The sequence below is a fragment of the Streptomyces sp. NPDC041796 genome (genome assembly GCF_055590785.1).
In genome coordinates this window covers 290,881-303,329 of the sequence record NZ_JBVJAH010000002.1, presented here as the reverse complement: position 1 = coordinate 303,329, position 12,449 = coordinate 290,881, and the positions used below count along the sequence as shown (strand labels likewise).

The window sequence follows — 12,449 nt, the reverse complement described above, 5'->3', positions numbered from 1 at the left end:
GGAAGCCCCGCGGTCCGGGGTGTGAGACCGCGGGGGAACACAAGGGGGAGCACAGGCGCGCGCCGTCGCGCCGAAAGGTCGCCGGCCACGGCTCATGACCGGTTCATTTCAAGGAAGTTAGCGGGCTTGGTCCGGTCGCGTAACCCCTTTCGCGGCGGCTTTCGCAACTTCTTCCTCGACCAGGACAAAGGACCGGCGGCCCGCCGGGAGGGGCGGACCGCCGGTGTGACCCGTGCCGTGGAGCGTTCGCGTCAGAACACGCTCACGCCGTACGCGCTCAGCGCCTCGGTGACGGGCTGGAAGAACGTGGTGCCCCCGCTGGAGCAGTTGCCGCTGCCGCCGGAGGTCAGACCGAGCGCGGTGCTCCCCGAGAACAACGCGCCGCCGCTGTCGCCGGGCTCGGCGCAGACGTTGGTCTGGATCATGCCGTAGACGATGTCGCCGTTGCCGTAGTTGACGGTCGCGTTCAGGCCCGTGACCGTGCCGCCACGCAGCCCGGTGGTGCTTCCGCTGCGCTGGACGGACTGGCCGACGTACGCGTTGCCCGCGGCCGTGATGTCGCGGTAGCCGCCGTTGTACAGGTACACACGGCCGTCCGCGTCCGAGGCGTTGGAGTGGCGGATGATGCCGTAGTCGTTGTTGGGGAAGCTGGAGCCCGTACGGGTGCCGAGCACCGTGGTGTTGGACGAGTTGGTGTACCAGGTGCTGCCGATGTTGGTGCAGTGACCGGCCGTCAGGGCGTAGTACGTGCTGCCGCTGCGGACGTTGAAGCCCAGCGAGCAGCGTCCGCCGCCCGCGTAGATGGCCTGGCCGCCCGCGATCAGCTTGTTGAACGTGCCCGGTGTGCGCTTGATGTCGAGCGTGCCCGCGCGGCTGCCCGCGGCCTCCTTGATGCGCGCGATCTCGGCGGCCGAGACGGTGGAGTCGGCCGTGACGACCAGCTTGCCGGTCTTCGTGTCGGTGTACCAGGCGGTACCCGGTACGTCGGCGCTGAGGACGGCGTCGCTCGCCTGGGCCAGCTGGGCGGTGGTGGCCCGGGCTCCCTCGAGCGGGGAGGCGCCGGCGCTCGGGGCGGCAAGCGCGGAGGCGGCCAGGAGAGCGGCGGCGACGGCGGTCAGCCGGGCGCCTCTCGCGATGCCGCCGAGGGGGGTGAAGCGCTTGAGGTTCACTACATCCTCCGGTGGGGGATCCGTGGCCCGCTGGGTGGGCGGGCCTGACAGAGCGCCGGCGAGACGTCGCATGACCGCTGGGTGAAGGTCATGTGCCTGACAAGCGGCGCGCTAGGAATCCTGGGCTCCGGTCGGGTGCGTGGGCAAGATCGCCTTTTGGCCGTGCTCGGCGCGCTCGCACGCCTCAGGCGCCGGGCGGGCGGGTCACGGGGTGGTGGGTGCGGGGCGTGGCGCTTCGGACGGCAGCCGGCGGGTGGGCGCGCAGGCGTGCGGAGGGGTGCGGAGGGGCGCGGAGCAAAGGCGGGGAAACTTTGCTGAGTGGTCGTCAGGTCGTTCGGAGGCGCGGGCGGTGTTCGGTGGGTCGGCGGGGGAGAGGGCTCGTGCGGCCGGCTGCGGAATCCGCCGTTCAATGCTGTTCAGAGTTCAACGGAGGCGGCGGGGGAGGGTGCCCGGGCCGGACCTTCGGTATCCGCTTCCCCGGCCTCCGGGGTGGGCGGAGGGGCGCGGGCGTTGCAGTGGCTCCCGCAATCAGGACGCCGCACAGGGAGCGAAGGGCCCCCGGCGACGGTGGCGCGACGGACCACCGCTGCCGGAGGGCCCGAGCCGTCCGGAACGGAGCGGGACCGCCGCACGCGTCACTTCCTTATGCGTCAATCACTCCCGTTCGCCCTGCGCGCCGCGGTGTCCGAATCCCGTCTTTGGCGGGTCGGCGGGCACACAGTCCGCCTCGGTCGCCTCGGTCGCCGCGATCGGTGGGATCGGTGGGGTCTGTGGGGTCGGTGCGGTGTCAGCAGGCCCAGTCCTTGTCGGGATCGAGGCCGTCCTCGCGCGGCTGGGTGAAGGAGAACCAGTTCCCCGAGTCGTCGCGGAAGATCGCCTCCGTACCGTAGGGCCGCTCCTGGGGAGCCTGGAGGAACTGCACACCCCGCTCCTTCAGCTTCTCGTAGTCCCCGTGGATGTCATCGGTCGACAGCACACCCGCACCCAGCACGCCCTTGGACACCAGCTTCCTCATCGCCTCCGCGGACTCCGGGTCCATGGCCGGGGCGCCCGGCACCATGAGCGTCAGCTGCACGTCCGGCTGGTCCTTGGCCCCGACGGTGAGCCAGCGCATGCCGCCCTCACCCATCGTCATGTCCGTGCGGACCTCCAGCCCCAGCTTCTCCGTGTAGAACTCCTTGGCCCGGTCCTGGTCCAGGACCCAGACGGTGGAAATGGCGAGACCCTTGATCATGTCGTGCTCCTCAGCGGTCGGACTTGCCCCGTCACCGTAGGCAGCGGACGCCTCAGCCCGCTTCTTCGGAATTGCGGTGCTCGGACGCCGACAGCGCGTTCGGGAACCCGCCGGCCCACAGCATCGCGTAACACCCGGGTATGAGCGCGGCCCCGCGCCCGACGTGCTTGGCGCGGTACTCGGTGGGGGAGAGCCCGGTCTCCCTCTTGAACCGGGCCGAGAACGTACCGAGGCTGGTGAAGCCCACCAGCGTGCAGATCTCGGTGACCGAGAGGTTCGCCGTACGGAGCATCTCCTCCGCGCGCTCCACGCGCCGCCTCGACAGGTACTGGCCGGGCGTCTCCCCGTACACCGCCTTGAACGCCCGGACGAAGTGATAGCGCGAATACCCCGCGTGCGCCGCCACCGCGTCGAGATCCAGCGGCTCGGCCCAGTCGCGGTCCATCGCGTCCTTGGCCAGCCGCAACTGCTTCAGGTGCCCCAGGTGCGTCGTCACGTTCCCCATGCTGGCACCCGGCACTGACAAGGGGTGTAAGGAGCCGGGTTGCGAGGAAGTCGGGAGAGACAGCAGCGAAGCCGGGCGAAGGAGAGGACATGAAGGACCGCGACCACGAGGGCCACGAGGATCACGAGGCCAAGACCGCCGCCGAAGAGGTCCTGGACGAGTTCGAGGAGGCCGAGCTGCGCCTCGACGACGGGGGCCCGGACGAGCACGACGGGGAAGCGGCTGACACCCTCACGCCCAGCAGGACGGGCCAGGAGTCCGTCCAGAACGACGAGCACCGCCGCGGCGGGCCCTCCTCCTGAGGGAGCCACGGCGCTCCGGGCCACACGGCTCGGCCACACCGTCGGCCGGACCCGGGGGCGTGCGCCTGGAGCCGCTGTCGGGGTGCCCCGGCAGCGGCACGGGGCCGCCGTGCCCGGCGGGGCGGTGGTGAGATCCGCCGTGCGGCCCGGGACCGGCTGGACGAGGATGAAGCCATACGCCCCACGTCGCCACACCCCGCACCCGCACACCGCGTACGCCCCCCCGACACAGGAAGCCCCATGACCGACAGCAGTGAGAAGCGCGAAGCTCCGGAGCCGGAGGACGAGCCCGACTTCGCCGACGAGCACTCCCGCCCCACGCATGCCGAGGAACCCTCCACGGAGGAAGCCGACGAGTCGGTGCCCTCGGGAGAGGGCGGTGACGGGGGTATGGACCCCGCCTGAGCTCTCTTCCACGGCGTGGCCGCCGCCCGCGGCGCGATGAGCGGGCGGGCGGCGGCGCGGCGGGTTCACAGCAGGGCGAGAAGGGCGTCGTCGGTACCGAGGACCGACCGCAGCGCCGGGACCTGCTGCCACGTCAGCCCAAGGGCCCGGGCCGCGAAGCGGTACGTCACGTGGTCGGCGCCGTTCGCCTTCGCGCGTACCTTTTCCAGCGCCTGCTCCCGGTCCGCGGGCAGCAGGCCTGCCCTGGCGGGCGGTCGTCCTCGCGTCCCGTGGCGTTCCCGGGCGAGCTCGTGGATGCCGGTGAGCTTCTCGGCCAGGTCGGCCGCCCCGTCCAGGGTCGGCGGCGAGATCTCCAGCAGATGCCGGGCGACGACGCTGTGCTGGATGGCCTCGTCCAGGCCGAGCCAGTGGACACGCGCGGAGGCGTCCGTGAGCGGGATCAGACGATCCACGGTTCGTACCGTCCCGCGCACTCCGCCGATCGCGGCGGTGAAGAGCGCGGAGGCCTCGGAGGGGTGCCAGGCCAGCGCGGTGGCGGCGGTCGCGGCGTCCCGGGTCGTCGGTGTCAGACTGCGGTTCCCCAGCCGGCCGAGCAGAACCTCCTGGGGGATCTCCCCGTCGGTTCCCGGACCGGCGACGTACACGGTGGCGTCGACACCGGCGAGCTTGCACGCGGCCAGGGTCAGCGCGTCCACCAGTGGGCTGCACAGGGTGTCCTCGTCGCCGTGGGCGAGGATGTCCCCGCCGATGTCGACGATCCGGACGTGTGTGCGCCCGTCACCGTGCTCATGGACGTCGTGTGCGAAGCGCCGGACCTGCTCCGCCATGCCCCGCAGCCCCTGGTAGGGGTCGAGCAGCACCAGCCTGGCCGGGAGGTCCCGGGCGAGGCGCGGGAGCGTCGAACCCGCCGGCGGCACCGGGCGGGTGACCGGGGTCACGACGGGCCGGCTGCCGACCCTCAACAGCCCCGTGAAGTGGGCATCTCCCAAGGGGCCCGGCGTGGGGTCGACCTCCAGGCGCTCCCAGGCGTACGTGACGATCGTGGGCGCACCGCCGCTCGAATCCGAATCCGAATCCGAATCCGAATCCGAATCCGAATCGGATGCGGTGCCCGTGCAGGGACCGGGGCCCGTGGCTGCGGACAGGGCGGCCGCGGACAGGGCGGCCGCGGTGATCGCGGTGCCCACGGGGTCGCCGCCCCCGCCCGCCGCGATGAAGACGTCGCTCACGCGCTGTCCCGGGCGGGGGTGATGCCCGTGATGCGTACCGGAGTCCCCATGTTCTTCTTCGCCCGCATGTTGGCGTTGTGCAGCCCCTCGTAGTACTCGCGATCGAGGTTCTTGACGTGATCGGAGTAGAACATCCAGGACAGGACGTCCCGGTACTTGAAGCCCTTCGGTGTGAGCTGGATCCGGCGCGGCCCGACGTGGTGGATGAGCCCGTTGCTCTCCGCGGCGTCCAGCACCGCGCCCACCTCACCGGCGATCTTGTCCAGGCCGAAGCGGTCCAGCTCCGACAGGTCGAGGTCGAAGGAGTCCAGTACGAGCCGTTTGCGGACGATCTCTTCCGGCGTGAGGGCGAAGCCCGTGGTGGGACGGAGCCGGTGCTCCTTCGCGGCGGCGATGTAATCGGCCACCTCGGTCAGGGACGGCTTGACGCTGCCGGTCATGTAGTCCAGGACGGACGTGTAGGAACGGGCCCCGACGCCGAGCCCGAGCAGGGGGACGCCGTGAAAGGTGAGGACCTTCTGTACGTAGCCGCCACGACCGGGCTTCTTGTAGCGGACCGAGCCCTCCTGCACGTACCCGTGCTCGGTGAACACCTTCCGCGCGTAGTCGTAACGCTCGTACAGCTCCGGCTTCCACATGTACTGGTAGGCGCCGGTCTTGGAGAACCAGGCATCCGGCCGCACGGTGAGGAAGTACGTGGAGATGGTGGTCGGGGCGAGCTTGGCGAGCTCGTCCACCGAGTGCCGCCAGGTCTCCGGGGTCTGTCCGGCGAAGCCCATGATCAGGTCCGTGGACAGGTCCGGCAGCCCCCGCTCCTGGACGATGGAGACGGCCTGGCGGATGACGTCCTCACCGGCCTGGCCGCGGCCCGCCTCCCGGATCTCCTGGGGGACGAGCGACTGGATGCCGATGTTGGCCCGGGTCAGCCCCAGCTCCAGCAGCCGGCTGAAGCCGTCGGGGTCGGCGACGATCGAGTCCGGCGTGGCCTCCACGGCGACCTCTTCCACCGTGGACCGCCAGTTCGGGTAGATCTCCGCGAGCGTGGTGAAGATCTGCTCGAAATGCCGGGTCGACAGGAGGGCCGGAGTGCCGCCCCCGATGTACACGGTGCGCAGTCGCCGCGCCCGGATGATCTCGGCGTGGTCGCGCATCTGCGTACAGAGAGCGTCGGTGTAGGCGTCGTAGAGGTCCTCGTCGGTGGAGATCACCGTGTAGAGGTTGCAGAAGCCGCACTTGTAGCGACAGAAGGGGACGTGCAGGTACAGGTTGAGTTCCGGTACCTGGTAGGCCTCCAGGTCCTTGGCCCAGACGTCGTGGACGTCCCAGGCTCCCTCTTCGAGGGGGCGGTAGGTCGACCGGGGCGGATAGGAGTACTGATAGGGCGGGATGACACCTTGTCGGATGTGGTCGGCGAGCTGATCGTGCAGGCTGTTCACGCGGGATCTCCCCATTTCGGGTCATGCCGTCGTTCTTACCGTGCGCGACGATTCGATCACGCCACATTTTGTTGAAGCTATGGGCGGTGTGCACCAAGTCACCGCCGGACAAAGCGGGTTCACCGGTAGCTTTGTCCAACTCGCGTGCGCTGACGGGCAGTTCTTTTCAGAGAAGAGGCCGATGGACGGCGCCGCGCCCTGACGGGTCCACTGACCTGGTGAACATCAGCCAAGAGCCGGGCACGACCGGCGTGATGGTGATCGAACCGATGGGGAACGCCGGGTACTTCCTCGTCGAGGCGGCCGCGCGCCTGGATCTGCGCCTCTACGCGGCCACGCACAAGACCGTCCACGACCGCTACCCACCGTGGCTCAGGGAGGCGCTCGCCGGTGTGTGCTTCACCGACCTGACGGACACCGGCCGGGCGCTGACCGACATGGAGGCGTTCTGCCGCGAACACCGGATCACCGGTGTCGCGGCCTGCTGGGAGCTGCTGACGCCGCTCACCGCCCTGCTGGCCGCACGCCTGGGGCTTCCCGGCAACGACCCCGGCCTCGCCATGGCGGCCCGCAACAAGATCGTGATGGCCGAGGCCTTCCGTGCGGCCGGAGTACCGGCCCCGTGCGGAGCGGCGGTCACCGATGCCCGGCACGCCCACCGGGTCGCCGCCTCCGCCGGGCTGGGCTGGCCGCTGGTGGTCAAGCCGGCCGAGCAGGGCGGATCCTGGGGGGTCAGCGTGGTGCACGGCCCCGACCAGCTCGACCGGGCGGTGGCCGCGGCACAGCAGCACGCCACGGCCACCCCGCACGGCCTGCCGCTGGACACCCGCGTGCTGCTGCAGAGCTATGTGCCGGGCGAGGAGTTCTCGGCCGATACGGTCGTCTGCGACGGCGTGCCCTACCCCCTGCCCGTGGTCCGCAAGGACACCACGACCGGGCGGTACCGGGTGGAGACCGGGCACACCTGCCCGGCCGGTCTGTCCCGGGAGAGCGCCCTCGCCGTGCAGCACACCGCCGCCCGCGCCGCCCTTGCCGTGGGCGTACGGAACGGCATCGCCCACACCGAGGTGAAGATCCCGCCCGGTGGCGGGGGCCCGGTCGTGATCGAGACCGGCGCACGTCCGCCCGGTGACAACATCTGCGAGATCGTCGAGGCCGCGACCGGCGTCAACGAGGCGGTCGCCCACCTGCACGCCGTGACGGGGCGCCTGCCCGACACCACGCCGACGCGTGACGCGGCCGCCGCCATCCGCTTCCTGCTCCCCGAACGTGGCGGGGTACTGGAGCGGGTGGCCGTCCCCGGCCTCCCCGGTACGCACAGCGAGATCCACATCCAGCCGGGCGAACCCGTCCCGGAACCGGCGGACAGCTCAGGGCGCATCGGCCACGTCGTGGCCCGTGCGCACACCGTCGAAGACGCCCGCCGACTGGCCGACAGGGTGTTGGCCGGCACACAAGTGAGAGTGAACTGACTGTGCAGAGCATGCGGAAACTGGCGTTCCTGCGGTCCGTCGACATCCGGCGCGCCGATCCGTACATCCAGCAGTGCGTACGGGAGCTGGCACGCGGCGGTGTGGAGACACGCCTGTTCCACACCCATGGCGAGGCGGACGACGACGACTTCCCCGGCGAACGCCAGCGAGTGGACCCCGCCGTCACCCCGGCGGAGCTCGCCCGGCTGGTGGCCGACTGGGGAGCGGACGCCGCCGTCTCCCTCTCGCTGCCCTGCGAGAACGCGCTGCGGGACGCCGTCGTGAAGCAACTCCTCGACGGCATCGGCATACCGACCGTCATGACACCGCTCGCCGCCACCCGGGCCCTGTCCGACAAGTGGGAGACCAAACAACTGCTGGACCGTGCCGGCCTGGACACCCCGCGGGGAGTCCGGGCCGATTCCGACCTCCTCGCGGGCCGGGGCCTGCCGGTGTCGGCGTACGCCGACGCCCTGCGGGTCTCCGCCGAGGAGATCGGCTACCCCCTGCTGTCCAAGCCCATCTGGGACTCCACCAGCATGGGCATCCGCGCCCTCCCCGATCCGGCGGCGCTGGACGCCTACCTGGCCGACCCGCCCGAGGTGTCGGCGGTCATCGAGGAGTGCGTCACCGGCGACCTGTGCTCGGTCGACATCGTCGGCCGGCCCGGCGGCTACCAGGTGCTACCGCTGTGCTGGACCGGAACCGCAGGCACCGAGCCGGTGTTCACCTTCGCCGACCTGCGCTGGTGCGGACCCCGGCCGGAGGCAGACGCGGCCTTCGCGCCCGTCGCGACGAAGCTGGCGGCTCTGTGCGAGGAGCTCGGTGTGTACGGGTCGGTCAACGTCGACATGATCTACACCGGCTCCCGGTACGTGGTGCTGGAGATCAATCCCCGCATCGGCGGGGCCACCACACTGTCCTGTGCGGCCTCCGGCACCAACACCTTCCGGTCGCTGGCGGACATGGCCCGCGGCCGGTACACCGCCGGGACGGCCCGCCGCACGCGGTGGGCCATCGAGTTCCTCTCCCCGGAACGGCTGTCCCCGCACGGGCGTGCCGAACTGACGGAACGCCTGGACCTCGTCACCGCGCACGAGCTGGTCATCGACGACGCCAGTCACGGCGACATCGTCGTCCTCACCGTCGCCGAGGGCGAGGAGGAGCAGGCCGTCAAGGCCCTGGAGGCGGTACACACCACGAGCGGCTTCCCCCGGCCGGAGGTGCTGGACAAGGTCCGCGCCCTGCTCGCCCCGTGACCGCCACAGGCAGCGGCGCAGGGACCGGCAACGGCGACGCCACCGGCACCGGCGACGCAACCACCGGCACCGGCACTCGCACCCGAACCGGCAGCGTCCGCCCCGGCCGGGTGCGCCGCGCACTCGGCCTCCCGGCCACGGGCGGCCACGGACTGTTCATCTCCGGCAACCTCATCGACTCCCTCGGCAACGGCATGCTCCTGCCCCTGGGACTGCTCTACTTCACCACCGCCGAAGGCCTTCCGCCGGCCGTCGTGGGCGTCGCCGTCACCCTGGGCCAGCTCGCCGCGCTCCCCGTCGTCTTCCTGGCCGGCCGCTTCATGGACCGGCGTGGCCCCCGGCGCCTCACCGTCTTCGCGAACCTCGTCGGCGCCGCCGGGTTCCTCTCCTTCCTCGCCGCCCACCGGCCCTGGCAAGTGGCCTGCGCCTACTTCCTCGTCCAGTCCGGCGTCAACGCGTACTACACGGCGCAGCGCACACTGATCACGCACACCGTCCCCGCCGCCGAGACCCGCGCCTGGTTCGCCCTGACCAGCAGTCTGCGCAACATCGGCATCGGCGCCGGGGCGGCGCTGGCGGCCACCGCGCTCGCCCTGTTCGGCTCCGGGCCCTGACCTGGCTCATCGCGGCCGCCGCGCCCCTGTACCTGGTCGCCGCCGCATGCTTCGCCGGTGTGCCCACCAGCCCACCGCCACCGGCCTCGAAGCCCCCCACCACTTCGAAAGCCCCCACCGCCTCGAAGCCCCCCACCGCCTCGAAGCTCCTCACCACCCCGAAAGCCCCCACCTCCTCGACGTCCTCCACCATCCCCGAAGAGACACCTTCCCACCCCCGACCACCTGCCGGGGCCGACGGCGACAGCACCCGCCGCTACCTGCTCCTGGTCGCCTGCAACGTCCCGTTCGTGCTGGCCCAGTCCATGCTGTCCGTCCTCATCGCCCTCTACACCACTCGAGCCCTGGGACTGCCCGCCTGGACGGCGAGCGTCCTGCTCGTCCTGAACACCGTGATGGTCTCCGCCCTCACCAGCCCCCTCACGGCCCACGCCGCACCCGCGAAGGCCCGGCACGCCATCACCCTCGGCTATGCCCTGCTCGTGGCCGCCATGCTGGCCTTCGCCGCCCCGGCACTGCCCGCACTCACCGGCACGGCGTGGCCCGCGCTGCTCGTGGCCATCGTCCTGTTCAGCCTGGCCGAGATCTTCTACTCGCCGGCCATGAACGAACTCTCCGTCACCCTTACGCCCAGCGCCGCACGCGGCAGCCGGCAAAGCCTCTACCAGCTCTCCTGGGCGGCGGGGAACATCACCGCCCCCGTCCTGTTCACCACCCTGCTCGACGCCGGCGCCCTGCTGCCCTGGGCCGCCCAGGGTGCCGCCTGCCTCCTGGCGCTGATCGCGGTCCCGGCCCTCGAACCGTCCCGCAGGGACCGCGGCCGGCCGCGCGGAAGGACACCACGTTGAAAGCCGAGATCACCACCAGCATCGCCACCGTTCCGGCGGCGGAATGGGACCGGCTCGCCCGGCACGCGGGCGTGTACCTGTCCCACCGCTGGCTCGCCGGAGAGGAGGCGGACCCCACCGCGAGCGCCTCCTACGTGCTGGTACGCGATGCCACCGGCGCCCTCGTCGCCGCGGCGCCTCTCTACGTCGTCCACACCGAACCCAACACGTACTACGAGCCGTCCCGTCTGCCGCCCGGTGCCGGGTGGCCGAGGGTGGTCGCGGGCGCCCGCCGGGGCTATCACAACTCCCCGCTGACCGACCCCGGTCTCTCCGACGAACAGCGCACCGCCTGCCTCGGCCTGCTGCGCGACGCCGCCCGCACCCTCGCCGCCCGGCACGGCACCACCCACTGGTGGCCCTACCTGACCGAGACCGCCACCCGGCAGCTCGCCGCCCTCTACCGGGCGGCCCCGCACCGGCTCGACGACGACGCCACCATCCCTCTGCCCGGCACCGGTTTCGACGACTACCTCGCCTCTCTGCCCTCGAAGCGCCGTGTCGCCATCCGCCACGAACAGGCGGCCTTCCACGCCGCCGGACTCGACGTCCGCCATCACACGCTCGCCGGCTGCCACCAGGACGCCGGCCGCCTCCTCGCGGCCCTCCAGACCGCCCACGGCCATGCCGACGACACCGCGGCCATGACGCGCCTGCTCACACAGCAGGCCGACGCCATGGGCGAGCAGGCGCGCGTCGTCGCCGCCTACGACGGCCCCCGCATGACCGCCTTCTGCCTCTACTACCACTACGGCGCCACGACCTGGCTGCGCGCCGTCGGCACCGACCCGGCCCGAGCCGTGCCGTTCGCCTACTTCGCCCTGGCCTACTACCTGCCCATCGCGGACGCCTACCGCCACGGCACCACCGCGGTGCACGCCGGTATGAAGGCCATTCGGGCCAAACGCCTCCGCGGCGCCCGCATCACCGGCCTGTACGCCCTGCATGACGGCCCGCCGGAGCACATCGGCGACAAGGACTCCGTCCACGACGGCCCGCCGGAGCGCCCGGGCGGACAAGGCGGTCCACCGGCCGCGGACACCCGTCCCTAGGCCACCGTCTGGGACGCCACGGCCTCCGGGCGCAGATCCGCCAGGTCCAGCAGGCGTGCCGGGCGGTCCGGTACCGCGATACGGCTGCTGACGGCGAGGTCCGGGCCCACGTGGAGCAGCTCGCCCGGCTCCATGAGGCGCCAGTGCGGGTTGTCGTCCATGCGCTCGCTGGCGACGACGACCGCCGGGGCGTCGGCCAGGTCGGTGGAGTGGACGCGCAACCGGCCCCCGGCGCCGGTGTGGTCGAGGTGCCGGTCGCCGTGGTGGCCGCCGGCCGGCCGGTGCAGGACGTACAGGCGGTGGGTGTCGGGATAGCGCAGCGCCCACAGCTCGTCGTGGGTGACGAGGACCAGGTTGAGCGCGTAGAGGGGCAGGCGGGCGGCGACCCAGCGGGCGGCGTCCCCGATCCCCGCCGCGACGTCGCCGCCATGGGCCCGGACTCGCCGGGTGATCAGCGCGAAGAAACGCTCCGAATCGGTGTCCCCCCTCACCAGCGCCCGGTCCTCGGCCAGTTCGGCGTCGAGCGCTTCCGGCTCCTCGATCACCCCGTTGTGGGCGAAGAGCCGTCCCTCCTGGAGGAACGGATGGGTGTTACGGGCCTCCAGGCCACCCGTGGACGCGTAGCGCACATGGGCGACGAACGTGGCGGAGCGCACCTGCCGCGCCTCCTCGGCGAAGGCACGGTCCCGGTACGCGGCGATGGGCGCCTTGTCGATCCGGGGCGTGCCGTCGTCGTCGAAGTGGCCGAGGCCCGTCCCGTCGGGGTCGCGCCGGCTCTGGTCCCTCAGGCTGTCGGGAGCGTCCAGCAGCCAGAACGTGGCACGCGTACGCCGTGGGGCGCTGCTCAGCCCGAACAGTCGGCACATCGGGGGTTCCTCTCCGCCG

13 protein-coding genes are annotated in these 12,449 nt (G+C 71.7%); 7 read left to right on the top strand and 6 right to left on the bottom strand.

Features of this window, described 5'->3' with window-relative positions:
• Positions 1–251 precede the first annotated feature (251 nt).
• The 3 genes from ACZ6C1_RS04750 to ACZ6C1_RS04740 all read right to left on the bottom strand — a co-directional run bounded on the left by ACZ6C1_RS04750 (position 252) and on the right by ACZ6C1_RS04740 (position 2,908).
• A complete protein-coding gene (locus ACZ6C1_RS04750) occupies positions 252–1,169 on the bottom strand; it encodes a S1 family peptidase (RefSeq protein WP_469237664.1) in 918 nt (305 codons plus the stop codon).
• Positions 1,170–1,956: 787 nt separating this feature from the next.
• Entirely contained in the window at positions 1,957–2,403 is a 447-nt protein-coding gene (locus ACZ6C1_RS04745; RefSeq protein ID WP_469237662.1) for a VOC family protein, read from the bottom strand.
• Between the two features lie 52 nt (positions 2,404–2,455).
• Positions 2,456–2,908, bottom strand: a complete 453-nt coding sequence (locus tag ACZ6C1_RS04740) for a helix-turn-helix transcriptional regulator (RefSeq protein ID WP_469237661.1) — start codon at positions 2,906–2,908, stop codon at positions 2,456–2,458.
• Positions 2,909–2,997: 89 nt separating this feature from the next.
• Here ACZ6C1_RS04740 and ACZ6C1_RS04735 point away from each other — a divergent pair, with 89 nt between their 5' ends.
• Together ACZ6C1_RS04735 and ACZ6C1_RS04730 are read left to right on the top strand one after the other, a co-directional pair.
• The gene (locus ACZ6C1_RS04735; protein WP_469237660.1) at positions 2,998–3,210 is read left to right on the top strand and encodes a hypothetical protein; all 213 of its coding nucleotides are present in this window, start codon (positions 2,998–3,000) and stop codon (positions 3,208–3,210) included.
• Positions 3,211–3,450: 240 nt separating this feature from the next.
• Entirely contained in the window at positions 3,451–3,615 is a 165-nt protein-coding gene (locus tag ACZ6C1_RS04730; RefSeq protein ID WP_469237658.1) for a hypothetical protein, read from the top strand.
• A gap of 65 nt (positions 3,616–3,680) precedes the next feature.
• On the opposite strand, the gene ACZ6C1_RS04725 is transcribed toward ACZ6C1_RS04730, so the two are convergent.
• Together ACZ6C1_RS04725 and ACZ6C1_RS04720 are read right to left on the bottom strand one after the other, a co-directional pair.
• The gene (locus ACZ6C1_RS04725; protein ID WP_469237657.1) at positions 3,681–4,844 is read right to left on the bottom strand and encodes a DUF1152 domain-containing protein; all 1,164 of its coding nucleotides are present in this window, start codon (positions 4,842–4,844) and stop codon (positions 3,681–3,683) included.
• Positions 4,841–6,280: a coproporphyrinogen-III oxidase family protein gene (locus ACZ6C1_RS04720; RefSeq protein ID WP_469237656.1), complete on the bottom strand. Its 1,440-nt coding sequence runs from the start codon at positions 6,278–6,280 to the stop codon at positions 4,841–4,843. The genes ACZ6C1_RS04725 and ACZ6C1_RS04720 overlap by 4 nt, the downstream gene beginning before the upstream one ends.
• 218 nt (positions 6,281–6,498) lie before the next feature.
• On the opposite strand from ACZ6C1_RS04720, the gene ACZ6C1_RS04715 reads away from it, so the two are divergent.
• From ACZ6C1_RS04715 to ACZ6C1_RS04695, 5 genes are read left to right on the top strand one after another with little or no spacing between them, the layout of a single operon-like run.
• Positions 6,499–7,752, top strand: coding sequence for an ATP-grasp domain-containing protein (locus ACZ6C1_RS04715; RefSeq protein ID WP_469237654.1), 1,254 nt, complete (start codon positions 6,499–6,501; stop codon positions 7,750–7,752).
• 11 nt (positions 7,753–7,763) lie between these two features.
• Positions 7,764–9,011 (top strand): ATP-grasp domain-containing protein, encoded by a 1,248-nt coding sequence (locus ACZ6C1_RS04710; RefSeq protein WP_469237652.1) that lies wholly within the window; start codon positions 7,764–7,766, stop codon positions 9,009–9,011.
• Positions 9,008–9,625, top strand: coding sequence for an MFS transporter (locus tag ACZ6C1_RS04705; protein ID WP_469237650.1), 618 nt, complete (start codon positions 9,008–9,010; stop codon positions 9,623–9,625). Before ACZ6C1_RS04710 ends, ACZ6C1_RS04705 begins: the two co-directional genes overlap by 4 nt.
• Before the next feature lie 59 nt (positions 9,626–9,684).
• Complete coding sequence (locus ACZ6C1_RS04700; protein WP_469237648.1) at positions 9,685–10,473, top strand: MFS transporter; 789 nt, start codon at positions 9,685–9,687, stop codon at positions 10,471–10,473.
• Positions 10,470–11,564: a peptidogalycan biosysnthesis protein gene (locus tag ACZ6C1_RS04695; protein ID WP_469237647.1), complete on the top strand. Its 1,095-nt coding sequence runs from the start codon at positions 10,470–10,472 to the stop codon at positions 11,562–11,564. Before ACZ6C1_RS04700 ends, ACZ6C1_RS04695 begins: the two co-directional genes overlap by 4 nt.
• On the opposite strand, the gene ACZ6C1_RS04690 is transcribed toward ACZ6C1_RS04695, so the two are convergent.
• Entirely contained in the window at positions 11,561–12,430 is an 870-nt protein-coding gene (locus tag ACZ6C1_RS04690) for a class II glutamine amidotransferase (RefSeq protein ID WP_469237645.1), read from the bottom strand. The two genes, ACZ6C1_RS04695 and ACZ6C1_RS04690, sit on opposite strands and share 4 nt — an antisense overlap.
• Positions 12,431–12,449: the final 19 nt, after the last annotated feature.

Excerpts from the sequence above, each read along its gene's own strand:
- ACZ6C1_RS04710 (WP_469237652.1), top strand. The coding sequence starts at position 7,764 with ATGCGGAAACTGGCGTTCCTGCGGTCCGTCGACATCCGGCGCGCCGAT.
- ACZ6C1_RS04735 (WP_469237660.1), top strand. The coding sequence starts at position 2,998 with ATGAAGGACCGCGACCACGAGGGCCACGAGGATCACGAGGCCAAGACC.
- ACZ6C1_RS04730 (WP_469237658.1), top strand. The coding sequence starts at position 3,451 with ATGACCGACAGCAGTGAGAAGCGCGAAGCTCCGGAGCCGGAGGACGAG.
- ACZ6C1_RS04745 (WP_469237662.1), bottom strand. The coding sequence starts at position 2,403 with ATGATCAAGGGTCTCGCCATTTCCACCGTCTGGGTCCTGGACCAGGAC.
- ACZ6C1_RS04690 (WP_469237645.1), bottom strand. The coding sequence starts at position 12,430 with ATGTGCCGACTGTTCGGGCTGAGCAGCGCCCCACGGCGTACGCGTGCC.
- ACZ6C1_RS04740 (WP_469237661.1), bottom strand. The coding sequence starts at position 2,908 with ATGGGGAACGTGACGACGCACCTGGGGCACCTGAAGCAGTTGCGGCTG.